Below are 16,435 nucleotides of genomic sequence, written 5' to 3'. Positions count from 1 at the left end.
GTGGCGCAATCAGTGGCGCTACCCTCCCCTCCCCAAGTACTGATCACTTTGATTTGGGAGGTAAGGCATCGATGGATAAAAAGCAAATTGCAGATATTTACTCCCTTTCACCCATGCAGGAAGCCATGTTGTTCCATTCCATCCACGACGAAGGAAACGCTTATTTCGAGCAAATGGCGCTAACCATCGAGGGTAGCCTGGATATCGACAAGTTTGCGGAGAGCGTGCAGTGGATTGTGGACAAATATGAAGTGTTCCGGACGATTTTCAGTTACAAGAAATTAGCCAAGCCGCGGCAAGTGGTTTTACGGCGACGCAAAGCGACATTGGATTACCATGACATCAGCCAACTGCCCACGGAAGAGAAAGAAGCATTTCTTAGCGAATATAAGCGCAAAGATCGCGAAAAAGGGTTTGACTTGTCACGGGATATGCTGGTGCGGTTTGCCATAGTGAAAACGGAGGCTAACCGCTACGAATTTATCTTCAGCCACCATCACATCCTGATGGACGGTTGGTGCTTGGGCATCGTGCTCGATGAGTTGTTTGACATTTATGGGCAACTGCTGGCGAGCAATAAGCCAGTGCTGACAAAAACGACCCCTTACAGTGAGTACATCCGCTGGTTGGACAAACAAGATCATGATGAAGCGAAGGCGTACTGGAAGACGTATCTGGAAGGATACACGCAGATGAGTGAGATTCCGCGCCAAGGCTATCACACGAGCGGAGATGAGTTCCAGCCGGAAGAAATCGTCTGCACATTGGATCAAACGGTGGTAAAACGCTTGACCAAATTGGCGCAACAACATCACCTCACCTTGAACAACCTGTTCCAATGCATCTGGGGTGTCCTGTTGCAACGGATGAATCACACGGATGATGTAGTGTTTGGGGCGGTTGTGTCAGGCCGCAACAAAAACATTCGCAATATCGAAAACATTGTTGGCTTGTTCATCAACACGATTCCCGTTCGCGTGCGCACCAAAGAGGGTGCTTCGTTCATCGAGTTGGCGCAAACGGCCAAACAATCGACGATCGCATCCGAAGAGTACGATTACTTGTCCTTGGCGGATATCCAAGCCAACAGCGCGTTGAACAACCATTTGTTTGATCATCTGTTCGTGTTTGAAAACTATCCCTTCGATGCTGACGCCATGGATGAGAGTATGGCCAAAATGGGTTTCAAAGTGGTCGGTTCTGAGGCGTATGAACAAACCAACTACCAGTTTAACGTGTTGGTCATTCCTTATGATGAGGATCGGATTGAAGTCAGATTTTCATTTAACCGGGCGATGTTCGATCCAGTGTTTGTGCAAAATCTGACCCGCAACTTTCGCTATGTGATCGAGCAAGTATTGGCAAATCCACAGGTGCCGGTAGCCGAGATCAGTGTGATCTCCGAAGAAGAGAAGCAACAAGTGCTGACAGCATTCAACCAAACAGACGCCAACTATCCGACAGCGCAAACCATTCATCAACGTTTTGCTGAACAAGTGGCACGGACGCCGGACAACATCGCAGTGGTGTTTGAAGAAGAACGGCTTACTTACCGCGAGTTGGAAGACCGCGCCAACCAATTGGCCGTCATGCTGCGCGAGCGCGGAGTAAAACGGGATCAAGTCGTAGGCTTGATGGTGGAACGTTCCATCGAAATGATCGTCGGCATGCTGGCGATATTGAAAGCGGGCGGCGCATACATGCCAATCGACCCGCTGTATCCGCAAGACCGCATCACCTACATGCTGGCAGACAGCGGCACGAACCTGTTGCTGACGCGGAAAGGGCTAGAAGTGCCGGGCTCTTACACCGGCGAAATCGTTTATTTCGACGAGATCGTTTGGCAAGAGGGAGTAGAAGCGCCAGCTTCGGTGAATGAGCCGCAGGATATGTGCTACATCATCTATACCTCCGGTTCGACGGGCAATCCCAAAGGGGTGATGGTGGAGCACCGCAATGTGATTCGCTTGCTGTTTAACGACCGCAACCTGTTCGATTTCTCCGAGGCCGATGTGTGGACGATGTTCCACTCCTTCAGCTTCGACTTCTCGGTGTGGGAGATGTACGGGGCCCTCTTGTACGGCGGAAAGTTGGTCGTGGTGCCGGCGTTGGTGGCCAAAGACACCAAAGCGTTTTTGGATCTCCTGAAGCGGGAGCGGGTAACCGTCTTGAACCAAACGCCAACCGCGTTCTACCAATTGTCCAATGTGGAGATGATGGGGCCGAAATCGGACGAAATGTCGGTGCGAATGGTGATCTTCGGCGGGGAAGCCTTGGCACCGAGCATGTTAAAACCGTGGCGAGAGCGGTATCCGCAAACGAAATTGATCAACATGTACGGAATCACGGAAACGACCGTGCACGTGACTTATAAAGAGATCACGGAACGGGAAATCGAGTCCAATGTGAGCAACATTGGGGTGCCAATCCCGACATTGAAAGTGTATGTGTTGGATGAACAGATGAATCCGGTGCCCATCGGGGTTGCAGGAGAGATGTATGTCAGCGGGGCAGGTGTGACGCGGGGGTACCTGAACCGGCCGGAGTTGACAGCGGAGCGTTTCATCGAGGACCCGTTTAACCCAGGGGCGCGGATGTACAAATCGGGGGACTTGGCGCGTTGGCTGTCTGACGGCACGTTGGAATACTTGGGTCGGATCGACCATCAAGTGAAAATCAGAGGACATCGGATCGAGCTGGGAGAGATTGAGACGAAGCTACTGGAACATCCAGCGATCACCGAGTGCGTGGTGATGGCGCGGACCGACGAATCAGGTGCCGCTTATCTCGCTGCGTATGTCGTGGCGAGTCAGGCGTGGACGGCGGCTGAGCTACGTCAACATCTGGGAGTGACGTTGCCGGAGTACATGGTGCCTTCATATTTCGTAGAGTTGGACAAATTCCCGCTCACGTCAAACGGCAAGGTGAACCGCAAGGCGTTGCCGGTGCCGGAGAAAGTGTCTACGGCCAATTATGTTCCTCCGACCAACCGAATTGAAGAAGCGTTGGTTGGCATTTATCAAGAAGTCTTGGGTGTGGAGCGAGTTGGTATCGAAGATCATTTCTTCGAGTTGGGCGGCCATTCGATCAAAGCCATGATGCTGACTTCGCGCATCCTGAAAGAGTTGGACGCGGATGTTCCGTTGCGGGAAGTGTTTGCCCGAGATACGGTCAAAGAGTTGGCCGCTTATATCAAAAAAGCGAAAAGCACCTCGTTTGCGGCGATTGAGAAAGCGGATGAGATGGAGTATTACCCCGTGTCTTCGGCGCAAAAGCGCTTGTATGTGGTAGAGCAACTGGAAGAAGGCGGCATTGGGTACAACATTCCGATGACCTTGGAACTCACCGGGAAGCTCAATCGGGAGAAATTGGAACACGCGGTAAGACAATTGGCCGCACGCCACGAATCGTTCCGCACCTCTTTCCACATGCGGGATGGCGAATTGATGCAAAAAATCCATTCGGATGTCACGTTGCAAGTGGATTGGGTGACGGCGGAAGATGAATCAGAAGTGCAAGCGTTGATTGATGCGCGCATTCGCCCATTTGATCTGAGCCAGGCGCCATTGTGCCGCATCGCGGTGATTCAGGTCGAGGAAGAGCGCCACATCATGTTGATGGATATGCACCACATCATTTCCGATGGCGTCTCTACTGAAATTCTCTATCGCGAACTGGTTCACTTGTACCATGACAAAACATTGCCGGTGCAAAAGATCCAATACAAAGATTATGCAGTGTGGCAACAGTCGCTCCTGCAATCAGAAGAGTGGAACAAGCAAGAAGCGTTCTGGTTGCAAGAATTCCAGGATTCCGTGCCGACCTTGGAGTTGAAGACGGACTTCCCGCGTCCTGCGGTACAACAGCTGACCGGAAAGCTGCTCACCTTTGCGGCCGATCCGGATCTCAAGGAAAAATTGCAGTCCTTCGTGGCCGAAGAAAAAAGCACACTGTATATCGTGTTGCTGTCGGTCTACAATGTGTTGCTGGCAAAGTACACAGGACAAGAAGATATCGTGGTAGGCGCTCCGATCACGGGCCGTTCTCACGCCGATCTGGAATCGGTTGTCGGGATGTTTGTCAACATGTTGGCATTGCGCAATTTTCCAAAACAAGACCAATCCTTTACCGAGTTTGTAGCGGATGTAAAAAAGCGGGTGCTGACTGCCTTTGAACACGGTGATTATCCATTTGAAGAATTGGTTGAAAAATTGCAAGAGCAACGAGATTTGAGCCGTCATCCGATCTTTGACACGACCTTCACGATCCAAAGCTTTGAAGCGGCTCAAAGCCAAGATGACACCCTCCGGTTCGAGGCGTATCAGACGGATTGGAATACCGCTAAATTCGATATGAGCTGGACATTTGACGAAACCGATTGGAGCCTTTCCGTCGAATACGCAACCCATCTGTTTAAGCCGGAAACGATTAAACGCATGGTTGGCCATTATTTCCATTTGCTCAAACAAATCATTGACAATAAGACGGTGAAATTGTCTGAGTTGGAGTTGGTGACCGAAGAAGAAAAACAACAATTGCTGGTCGAGTTCAACGCAACGGAAGGAGCAGATCCGACCGAGCAGCATGTTGTTGCGTTGTTTGAAGAACAGGCGCAACGGAACCCTGATCATCCCGCAGTGGTGCATCAAGGTCAGTCAGTTACTTACCGCGAGCTGAATGACCGGGCCAATCAATTGGCGCGCCGTTTGCGTCAACAGGGTGTGGGCAAAGAACAGATTGTTGCTCTCATGTTCCAACCCTCGGTTGAGATGCTGGTGGGGATTTGGGGCGTGTTGAAAGCAGGCGCAGCATATTTGCCGATCGACCCCAATTATCCGGCTGAGCGCGTCCGGTATATGCTCGATGACAGCCGCACGAACTTATTGCTCACGCATGGTTCGGTTCAATTGCAAGTGGAATGGGACGGGGATGTATGGCTGATCGATGACACCTCTTTCCGTCAAGGAGAGACAACCAACCTGGGCACTCAGACAAAAGCGGACGATCTGGCTTATGTGATCTACACGTCGGGGTCCACAGGTCAGCCCAAAGGGGTGATGGTGGAGCATCGGGCACTGATGAACTTGTGCCTGTGGCATGTGGAGCGCTTCAACCTGACGGCGGACGACCGCAGTGCCAAATACGCGGGCTTCGGATTTGACGCTTCTGTGTGGGAGATTTTCCCGACGCTGGTGGCGGGCGCAACACTGTATATGGTGGAAGAAGATGTTCGTTACGACGTAGTTGCATTAAATGCGTTTTTCCAAGAGCAGGGCATCACGATCAGCTTCTTGCCGACTCAATTTGCTGAGCAGTTCATGAAATTGCCCAATCAAACGCTCAAAACCTTGTTGATCGGTGGTGATCGCGCTCAACACATCGTTCCGCAATCGTATGAAGTGGTCAATAACTACGGCCCCACTGAAAACGCTGTTGTTGCCACCAGCGGCCGGATTGATGAAAACGCCGATGTGATCACGATCGGAAAACCGATCACCAACAATCGTGTGTACATCTTAAATGAACACCATCAGTTGCAACCGATCGGTGTGCCTGGGGAACTCTGCTTGAGCGGTCAAAGTTTGGCTAGAGGTTATCTGCACCGCCCTGATCTGACTCAGGAACGGTTTGTGGACAATCCGTTTGAGCCGGGACAAAAAATGTACAAGACAGGGGATTTGGTGCGGTGGTTGCCGGACGGTACCATTGAATTTTTGGGGCGGATCGATGATCAAGTCAAAATTCGCGGCTTCCGCATCGAGATCGGGGAAATCACCAGCCGTCTGATGGCGCATTCCGCAGTGAAAGAAGCGGTAGTAGTGGCTCACACCGACGAGCAGGAGACGGCGCTTTGTGCCTATGTCGTAACCGACGGCGAATGGACATACGCAGACATGAGACAGCACCTTGCTCAGACCTTGCCGGATTACATGATTCCTGCGCACTTGGTGACCCTGCCGGCTCTGCCGATGACAGCCAACGGCAAAGTGGATAAGAAAGCTTTGCCCAAGCCGGATCGTACAGCGGGCTCCGACCGGGAGTATGTAGCGCCGCAGACGGATCTGGAGCGCGAGTTGGCCATGATGTGGCAAGAGGTCTTGAATGTAGACCGTGTGAGTGTTCTTGACCACTTCTTTGAATTGGGCGGCCATTCGCTGAAGGCCATGGCCTTGGTGTCGCAAATTCAAAAGAAATGCGATGTGCACCTGTCTCTGCGCGATATTTTCAGCCATCCGACGGTGAAAGAGTTGGCGGCTTTGATCGAGCAGGCGGATACCCGCAAATATGCTGAGATCAACCCGGTTGAGAAGCGCGATTATTATCCTGTCTCCTCGGCACAGAAACGAATTTATGTCACGCAACAGTTGGAAGAAGGCGGAATGAGTTACAACATGCCGATGGTGTTGCGCGTGGAAGGGCAGCTTGATCTGGCTCGCTTGACAGAAGCTGGCACCCGGTTGATCGCCCGCCATGAGTCCTTGCGCACATCGTTTGGTTTTGTGAACGGAGAATTGGTGCAATGGATTCATCCACACGTGGACTTTGCCGTGACTCAGCAGAAAATCGCCGATGAATCAGAACTGGATACCCTCCTCTCCTCTTTGATCCAGCCGTTTGATTTGGCGAAAGCGCCATTGTTCCGGATGGCATTGGTCGAAGTGGAAGAAGATTTGCAGTACCTGGTTATAGACATGCACCACATTATTTCGGACGGCGTCTCTGTGAACCTGATGCTTAAAGAACTGTCCAGCTTCTATGATGGGGCTGACTTGCCTCCGCTCCGCATTCACTATAAAGATTTCGCGGTGTGGCAAAATGGGCACAGAGAAACAGAGCAATGGCAAGCGAAAGAAGCGTATTGGCTGAAAGAGATGGGCGGGGAACTGCCGATGCTAGAATTGCCGACAGACAAACCGCGTCCGCCGGTGCAACAGTTCGACGGAGATTACTTCACCATGCCAATTGACACCGCGTTGATGCAAAAGTTGGATCGTTTCTTGATCGAGAACAATGTGACTTTGCATATGGCGTTGATGGCAACCTATCATGTGCTTCTGTCCAAATACGCAGGACAAGAAGATATCATCGTCGGTTTCCCGGTGGCCGGCCGCGACCATCCCGACTTGGAGCAAATGGTGGGCATGTTTGTCAACACCTTGGCGATCCGCACCCAGCCGCAGCCGGAAAAAACGTTTTCCGCCTTTTTGGCCGATGTGAAGGAACGCATGCTCAAAGCGCTGGAAAATGGCGATTATCCGTTTGAAGAATTGGTCGATCAACTGGACGCACACCGCGACTTGAGCCGCCATCCGCTGTTTGACACGATGTTTGCCGTGCAAAACATGGAGATGTCTGACATGCGGTTGTCTGGTCTCCCACTGACGCCTTATGAATGGGAATGGAATAAAATCAAATTCGACTTGAGCTGGACGGTGGAGAAAGATGATGCCACACAGTTGACCATCGGCTACAGCACGCATTTGTTCGAGCACGCGACGATCGCTCGCATGGCTGGCCACTTTGTCCGCCTGTTGGAGCAAATCGTGGAGAACCCGGATTGCCGTCTGGCCGATTTGCAACTGGTGACAGCAGAAGAACAGGAACAACTGCTGGTCGCATTTAATGACTCTGAAGTGGAGTTCCCGGCAGATCAAACCATTCACTCCCTGTGGGCGGAGCAAGTAGCTCGCACCCCAGACAAGCCGGCGGTGGTATTTGGCCAAGAACAACTCACTTACCGGGAATTGGACATCCGCTCCAATCAGTTGGCAAGATTGTTGCGCGGCAAAGGTGCCGAACGTAACCAGATCATCGCCTTGATGATGCCTCCTTCCTTAGAAATGATCGTCGGCATGCTGGGCGTTCTCAAAGCCGGTGCAGCTTATCTTCCGGTCGATCCCCATTACCCGCAACACCGGATTGAGCATATGCTGTCTGACAGCGAAGCCGCCTTGTTGCTCACATTGGGTGAACCGACTGTACCTGAAGCTTATGCAGGAGAAACCATCCGTGTTGAAGAGATCCCGTGGACCGAACTCGATGGCGATGCGGTGGATAATGGCAACGATTCAAGTGATCTCGCCTATATGATCTATACCTCGGGTTCAACCGGAAAACCGAAAGGGGTAATGATTGAACACCGTTCCGTCTGCAACTTGCAGTTGGTGGCCCATGCGCTTGACATCACGGAAGATAGCCGCGTCCTGCAATTCGCTTCCTTCAGCTTTGACGCGTCTGTATGGGAAATCTTCCCGTCCTTGCTCCATGGTGCAACGGTGGTGATGGAGGAGAAAGAGAAACTCTTCTACGACTTCGCCGGTTGGTTAAGAGCCCAAGAGATCACAACCATGACCTTGCCGCCCACGGTGCTGAAGTCATTGTCGCCAGAAAACTTGCCGGCCTTGCGCACCGTCGTAACCGCGGGAGAAGCTTGTCCACAAGATTTGATCAAAGTCTGGAGTAAAGACTTTACCTTCATTAATGCTTACGGCCCGACGGAAACCACGGTTTGCGCCACATTGGCTAAGCTTTCACCGCAGATGAGCAAACCGCCGATCGGAAAGCCGATTGCGAACCAAAAAGTCTATATCGTCAATGAGTACAACCATCTCCAACCGATCGGTGTGCCTGGAGAGTTGTGCGTCAGCGGAGCCGGTCTGGCACGAGGTTACTGGAACCGTCCGGATCTCACCGCAGAAAAATTCGTCGACAATCCGTTTGTGCCGGGTGAGAAGATGTACCGAACCGGCGATTTGGCAAGATGGCTGCCAGATGGCAACATCGAGTATCTCGGACGGATCGACGAACAAGTGAAAGTGCGCGGCTTCCGGATTGAGACCGGGGAAATTGAAGCGAAGTTGCTGGAGCATCCCGCCGTCAACGAAGCGGTCGTGATCACGCGGGAGATGAACGGAGAAATGGTGCTGTGCGGGTATGTCATTGCCCAAAGTACAGTGGGTGACGCAGACTTGCGCGCGCATTTGGCGACGGAGTTGCCTGACTATATGATCCCGTCATATCTCACTCAGTTGGATCAGTTCCCGCTCACGCCCAATGGCAAAGTGGACAAAAAAGCTTTGCCGGAGCCAGAGGGCGCTCAAACAGGTGACACCTACGAGGCCCCGGCAACCGAAGTAGAGAAACGATTGTCCCAGATATATGAAGAAGTGCTCAACGTGGAGCCTGTCGGCGCGCTGGACCATTTCTTCAAGTTGGGCGGTAACTCGCTCAAAGCGATGCTGTTGACAGCGCGAATTCATCAAGAATTGGGTGTGCAAATCTCCTTGCGCGAGGTATTCTCTCGCCCCGTCCTGCGCGATCTAGCGCACTTGATCGGCCAAGCGGAACAAACGGGCTTCGAGGAGATCCGCCCCGTGGAAGAACGCGACTACTATCCGGTTTCTTCGGCACAAAGACGCTTGTACGTCACTCAGCAATTTGAAAATGTGCATGTCGGCTACAATATGCCGCTCATCTCGGAGATCAAAGGAAATCTGTCCATCGCGCACCTGGAGAGCGCATTCGCCCAGCTAGTTCAGCGGCACGAATCCCTCCGTACTTCGTTCCACTTCCATGATGGGGAATTGGTGCAAAAGATCGCTCCGACCGTACCTTGCCAGATTGAGCGATTACATGCCACCCACCTGGAGGAAGCGAAGCGCATGGCCGAGTCGTGCATCCGGCCGTTTGACCTGAGTCAAGCCCCGCTGGCGCGCATGACATTGATTTCGTTGGCTGAGGATCATCACATCTTGGTGTTTGACATGCATCACATTATTTCTGACGGCATGTCGATGGATATCTTGATGCATGATTTGATGAGCTTGTACCAACAAAAACCGTTGTCAGCGCTCAAGGTTCAGTACAAAGATTACGCCGTATGGCAAGAGCGCTATATGCAAACGGAGCAGTGGAAGCAAGATGAGGCTTATTGGGTGAACCAATTCTCCGGTGCTCTGCCGGTGTTGGAATTGCCCACCGACTATCCGCGTCCAAACGTGATGCGCTTTGATGGAAACCAAGTGGGCTTCCAACTGGATGCTGCGTTAACCAGCCAGGTGAAGCAATTCGCGTTTGAGCGGCAAGTCACGTTGCACATGGTTTTGATGGCCGCTTATCAGTTGCTCTTGTCCAAGTACTCAGGGCAGGACGACCTGATTGTGGGTTCCCCTGTTGCGGGACGGCCGCATCCGGATCTGCAATCGGTAGTGGGGATGTTTGTCAATACCCTTGCTATCCGCAACCGCCTGCAACCGGAGCAAACGGTTGAGTCTTTGATCGACGCCGTCAAACAGCAGGTGTTAGAAGCATACGAGCATGCGGAATATCCCTTGGAAGAGCTGTTGGAACGGTTGGATGTGCAGCGCGATCTCAGTCGTCAGCCATTGTTTGATACCCTGCTCACCGTGCAGAACATCGACATGGGCGAGCTGGAGTTGCCCGGCCTTCGCATCGAGCCCGTCGATATGGATTGGAAAGCAGCTAAGTTTGATATGAACTGGGTGTTTGTCGAAGCAGATCAGTTAGAATTGACGGTAGAATACAGCACCCACCTCTTCAAACAAGAAACGATCGAGCGAATGGTTCGCCATTTTACTCATCTGTTGGCACAAGTGGTAAATCAACCGTCTGCGCGGTTGGCCGACCTAGAGCTGTGCACGGAAGAGGAGAAACGGCAAATCTTGTTCGACTTTAACCAAACGCAAGCGGAATTCCCCCGCGAAGCGACTGTGCATCAACTGTTTGAACAACAAGTGGCCCAAACGCCTGAGCGCATCTGCTTGGAGTGGGAGAACCGCACCATGACGTATGCGGAAGTAAACAGACGGGCAAACCAATGGGCTCGCGTATTGCGCGCCAACGGCTTGCAACCCAACCAACGGGTGGGGGTCATCGCCGATCGCTCCTTCAATCAGATTATCGCCCTGCTGTCCATTCTCAAGGCAGGCGGCGCGTATGTTCCGATTGATCCCACCTATCCCGTGGAGCGCATCCAATATATGTTGTCTGACAGTGATGTGCGGCTCTTGTTGATGCAACCTGATTTGAGTGTGCCGCAAGGATATGATGGAGACGTGATTTTCATCAACCAATCCTTGGGCTTGGATGAAGAGGATACCAACTTGACCAACGTGAACACGGCGGATGATTTGGCTTACATCATCTATACGTCTGGTTCTACCGGTAAGCCGAAAGGAACGCTGACCATTCACCGCAACATCGTCAGAACGATTGTCAATAACGGATATATTGAAGTTGGGGAAGAGGACACCTTGATGCAACTCTCCAACTACGCTTTTGACGGGTCAACCTTTGACATTTACAACGCTTTGTTAAACGGAGCGAAGTTGATTCTGGTGCCAAAAGAGTTGCTTATGTCGCTGGAAGATCTGACAAAACTCATCCGGGAGCGGGAGGTTACCATCAGCTTCATGACCACGGCTCTCTTCAACACCTTGGTCGAGTTTGATCTCTCCTGCTTTGACAAGATGAAGAAGATTGTCTTTGGCGGTGAAAAAGCATCGCTGGCCCATGTGAAAAAAGCGGTTGCCTATCTGGGCGACGGTCGGTTGATCAATGGTTACGGCCCCACAGAAACCACGGTTTTTGCTACGACGCACGCCATCACGCAAGAGGTAGCGACGACGAACCGGGTGCCGATCGGCAAACCGTTGAACAACACCACCGTGTATGTGCTGAACGAGCGGAACCAATTGCAACCAATCGGGGTTCCGGGAGAACTTTGCGTCGCTGGAGACGGTGTGGCTCTAGGGTACTTAAACAATCAGAAACTTACTGAGGAACGGTTTGTACCCAATCCGTTTAAAGAAGGAGATCGGATGTACCGCACCGGAGACTTGGTTCGGTGGTTGCCGGATGGCAGCATTGATTATATCGACCGGATTGACCAGCAAGTGAAGATTCGCGGACACCGCATCGAATTGGGAGAGATTGAGAGCAAGTTGCTTGAACATCCCGGCGTCAAAGAAGCGGTTGTGCTGGCGCTGGAAGAAGAATCCGGCCAAAACCCATCCTTCCTGTGCGCGTATGTCGTTTGCGAAGAGCAGGAAGAAGCGGCTGACCTGCACCGTCACTTGGAGCAGTCGTTGCCCGATTACATGGTTCCATCGCATTACATCCAACTTGATGAGTTGCCGCTGACATCAAACGGCAAAGTGGATAAGCGCGCGCTGCCTCGCCCGGAAGCGAACGCTGATGCAGGTGTGGAATATGTGGCTCCGACAACCGCCACAGAGAAGTTGCTGGCCGAAATATGGCAAGATGTCCTCAAGCGTGAGCGTGTTGGCATCCATGACAATTTCTTCACCTTGGGCGGGGATTCAATCAAGGCTATTCAGATTGCTGCCCGCGCCAGCCAACAGCAATATCGCTTGCAGATCAGTGATTTGCTCAAGCATCCGACGATTGCGTCTTTGGCTCCATATGTGTCAGTCAAGGGCGAAAACATGGAAAATCATGTGGTGGAAGGGCCAGTACCCGTCACACCGGTGCAACAATGGATCTTCGGTTTGTCCGACGTTCCGGAACATTGGAACATGGCTGTGGTGTTGCACCGTCCGGAATGCTGGGATGCGGATGCCTTGCGCAAAGTATGGAGAAAGCTCGTTCAACACCATGATGCATTGCGCATGAGTTATTCCTTCCAAGATGGACAGTGGACGCAATTCAACCGAGGTTATGATGAGCAAGAGGCAGATGCTTATTTCACTGTGGAAGAGTTCAACCTGATGGACGAATCAGAGGAAGTGGATGTTGCCACAGTGATTGAGCGGGAGGCCAATCGCATGCACGAAAGCTTGTCGCTCACCGATGGGCCACTCGTCCGGTGCGGGGTGTTCTACACCCATGACGGTGACTATCTGCTGATCATCATTCACCACTTGGTGGTTGATGCGGTCTCCTGGCGCATCCTGTCGGAAGACTTATACTCTGCTTATGAGCAGGTGTTGCAAGAAAAAGAGATTAGGCTACCCGATAAAACCACCTCCTTTAAAACATGGAGCGAATCGTTGCGCGACTATGCCAACAGTGACGCCTTCATGCAAGCCGAATGGCCGTATTGGCAACAGGTGGTGGCACAGGAAGTGGCCCCGCTGCCTGTCGATATGGAAAGTGACGGCAAATATCTGATTCGGGATGTAGGCGTTGCGGAGATCACCTTCTCCAAGGAAGAAACCAAGGCGCTGTTGACAGAGGTGCATGATGCTTATCAGACGGAGATCAATGACATCTTGTTGACCGCGTTGTCACTGACAGTCAAAGAATGGACGGGTGAGCCCGTGGCCGTTCACATGGAAGGGCACGGTCGGGAAGAGATTGCTGAACACGTGGATGTGACTCGCACGGTCGGTTGGTTCACTTCCATCTATCCCGTGGTATTCGATCTGACCGCGTTGGATGTCGCTAAAGCTATCCAAGAAGTGAAAGCGACGATTCGGTCCGTACCTAACAGAGGGATCGGCTATAGCTTGTTGCGGTATATGCTTGAACCGAGCAAGAGAGAGGCGCTTTCCTTTGTCCTGAAGCCGGAGATCAACTTCAACTATCAAGGGCAATTTGTGCAGGATGTAGAGGCGGGAGAAACTGAGTTGACGTCCGTTTCTGTCGGACAAGGGGTTAGTCCGCTCAACCAATGGCCGTTTAAACTGGATTTCAACGGGTTGGTTGAAGAGGGTCAATTGCTGATTTCGGTTCGTTATCCCAAAACGGTGTATCATCACAGCACCGTGGAAGGTCTGGTGCAACGTTATCAGGAGCATTTGCGCAACATCATCGCGCATTGCCTGAAGAAACGTGCGGAACAGAAAGGACAACGAGTATAAGGTAGTGCGGCGATTGCCTTGGCAATCGCCGCTTTTTTTATGCAAAGGTGTTGGAATTGGGTGTTTTTACCTTCTTTATTTTTCCAATTTGATTCTGCCTTCCGTATTGATGGTCAACTTGCTTGACCCACCACCGCCATTCAGTGCGCCCTCCATGGTGAAAACTCCTTCGTTATCTTTTACTGCGGGGGCGGAAAAGCTGGAAGAGATCCCTTGATCGGAGCGAAGGTTTACATGGACGGCTTCGGTGCCTACATTTACTTTGACGTCACCAAAGCTGGAACGGATTTGGCTGTTACCAATGATGCCATTGGCTACGGAGACGTTGACTGCACCGGAAGAGGAGCTGATGGAGAACGGTGCATCAATTTGTTGCAAGTTGAAGTTGCCATGTGCTGTTTTTCCGGTCAGTTGATTACCTTTGAATCCATTAAGTTTAAAGTCGCCTTCGTTGGTGTTTAAGTCTAACTCAGCTGCTTCCAAGTTCTCGGCGGTAAAGTTGGCGTTTTGCGAATGCAGTTTGATGGATTGATAAGATTTTTTCGGCACATAGATGTGAAGGGTGGGGGTGGTGGTGTTAAGGCCAAATACGGAAGGGCCGGCACCCATTTTTACTTGCAAGGTATCACCACTCACGTTTGCATCTAACTTGGTATCATTGTCTACATTAGTCAGCAAAACCTTGATCTCATTGCTATCAGAGTGATGGAGTTGTACGCCAATCTCTTTGGAATAAATGTCAAGCACGGAAACATTGTCGGCGAGAAAACTTTTTTGAACTTGTCCCTTTTTCGAAGTATCAATGGCACCAGCGTCTAACTTGATGTTGCTGTTGGAATTGGAGTTGTTGGTGTCGAAGTCCGGATCATCTAAATCCAAAGAACATCCTGACATGACGGTCAATGAAAGTACCAAGCCTGCGATCAATGAAGTTTTTCTCATGTTTACATCCTCCTAATCATTTTGTGTATTTGGTTTGTTTGAATTGTGGATCATGTATATCATCATCTTCCAACGAGGTGAAAATTGGAAGGGATTTTAAGCATTCGCTTGTTTTTTCTTCAAGAACAAGGCGGTTGCAAGCAGTACCACTGTGCATAAGAAATAGAACCAGGTCAATTTGGACGTCAGATGCAGTCCGTAAAAATCAAGTGCTGATTCGTATTGCATCGGTCCCATATACCACAATAGCAGGTAAATAACCTCAAATACTTTCTTGGTCCCGCTGATTACGCCAGATAGTAAGGCGAGCGTTGGCACAAAGCACATTCCCACCACCCAGGAGAGCAGAAAGTCCCAATCGCCAGCCATGATCGTATTTAGCGTGACGCCGATTCCTAGGGCAAAGGTGGCTAACAATCCGGCGATCCAGATGGAGAGGGTTTGGAGCAAAGGTGGGCCGCTGGATGTAACCAGCGCTGTCATACGGTAGCGCTTTTCGCGAGTGGCCATTTGCGACCACAGCGCGATGGGCCAAACCAGCAACAATCCCATCCAATCTTTCAGTTCGTTGTATGGCAGAAACAGGCTTCCTGCGATCAACAGCAGGGTGACAATGTACCACCAGCGTGGAAAATCTTTTGATATGAGCTTGAGTTCCACACGAATATGGGGAATCAATTCATACCGTTTTTCTCCTTGCAATGGGCTCAGCGCCATGGTTCCCGGAGTGAGCTCCTGTTGTAGCAAGGGTTTGACCGCCGGGTTCCCCGGTTTGCTCTCAGCGGGAGCGTGGCGATTCAGCAATGAATTGCGGCGAAAGATCAGAAGGGCTACCGCGAACAGCCCAATCGCCCAGATGAACCAAGTCAGGCGGGATTGGATGATGTCGGGAGTCCAAGTGATCCCGTCCCAGACAAAGGTTTGCAATTTCCCGATTTCGTTGTATCCAAAGCCGAAACTTTCGTCAGCCAGCGGAACGTGCTGTTTGGCATCGGCGATGATGGCAGAGAATATGAATTGCACTCCCATCACATCGGCCCAAGTGTATTTTTCCAGACTAAACGCGCCGAGAGCGGCCCAAAGGAAGAAGTAAATAAAATTGCCCAATGCTCCCTTCAATCCAGGAATGACGTCAAAGAGGATCGTCAAGGCGGCCAGTACTGCGAATGAAGGGACGATCACGAACAGAAACGGCGCGAAATAATCCCATACATTGATGATGACGCTCTCCCGCCGCACCAGTTGCATCACCATGAATGCGAAGATGAGTGCCAAGTGCATCATCAGCAGGAGCAGCCAATTGCTAAGCGCTTTGGTGAACAGATATTGTCCATTTCGATAGGGAGAAGGGACAATCAATGTGCCGATGTTCAATTGCCGGTCTGTGGAAATGTTGCTTCTCAGCAGATAAAAGCCGAACAACCACAACAGTGTGGCAGAGGCCACGGTGGCCATCGCGCTCAACCAAGCGGAATTGTAAATCCCGCGCACGCCGCCGGTGTGTAGAATCGTATACCCGGCATCGCTGGTCGGCACTAGCGCGTATCCCATGAAGATGATCAGCGCGAGGGTGATCATAAATGGGTAACTGCGGATTTGCCGCAACATTTCAGTGCGAATAATGGTGAAAGTGTTCATGGCTTTCCCCC

The 16,435-nt window shown here is 51.4% G+C and carries 3 protein-coding genes; 1 reads left to right on the top strand and 2 read right to left on the bottom strand.

Translation table 11 applies throughout. From position 1 onward, the window contains the following. Positions 1-71 precede the first annotated feature (71 nt). A complete protein-coding gene (locus tag QQZ12_RS04015; RefSeq protein WP_284724018.1) occupies positions 72-13,844 on the top strand; it encodes a non-ribosomal peptide synthetase in 13,773 nt (4,590 codons plus the stop codon). A gap of 75 nt (positions 13,845-13,919) precedes the next feature. On the opposite strand, the gene QQZ12_RS04010 is transcribed toward QQZ12_RS04015, so the two are convergent. Both QQZ12_RS04010 and QQZ12_RS04005 read right to left on the bottom strand, forming a co-directional pair. Next, on the bottom strand, positions 13,920-14,786 hold the full coding sequence (locus tag QQZ12_RS04010) for a DUF4097 family beta strand repeat-containing protein (protein ID WP_102992761.1): 867 nt from the start codon (positions 14,784-14,786) through the stop codon (positions 13,920-13,922). Between the two features lie 96 nt (positions 14,787-14,882). Then, entirely contained in the window at positions 14,883-16,424 is a 1,542-nt protein-coding gene (locus tag QQZ12_RS04005; protein ID WP_106342666.1) for a hypothetical protein, read from the bottom strand. Between the last annotated feature and the right edge of the window lie 11 nt (positions 16,425-16,435).

The organism is Laceyella tengchongensis (assembly GCF_900182735.1).
Classification (GTDB): Bacteria; Bacillota; Bacilli; order Thermoactinomycetales; family Thermoactinomycetaceae; genus Laceyella; species Laceyella tengchongensis.
The sequence above is the reverse complement of the archived record's forward strand: the minus strand, read 5'-3'. Positions and strand labels throughout refer to the sequence as shown.

Coding starts and splice junctions, on each gene's coding strand:
- QQZ12_RS04015 (WP_284724018.1), top strand. CDS start 72: ATGGATAAAAAGCAAATTGCAGATATTTACTCCCTTTCACCCATGCAG.
- QQZ12_RS04005 (WP_106342666.1), bottom strand. CDS start 16,424: ATGAACACTTTCACCATTATTCGCACTGAAATGTTGCGGCAAATCCGC.
- QQZ12_RS04010 (WP_102992761.1), bottom strand. CDS start 14,786: ATGAGAAAAACTTCATTGATCGCAGGCTTGGTACTTTCATTGACCGTC.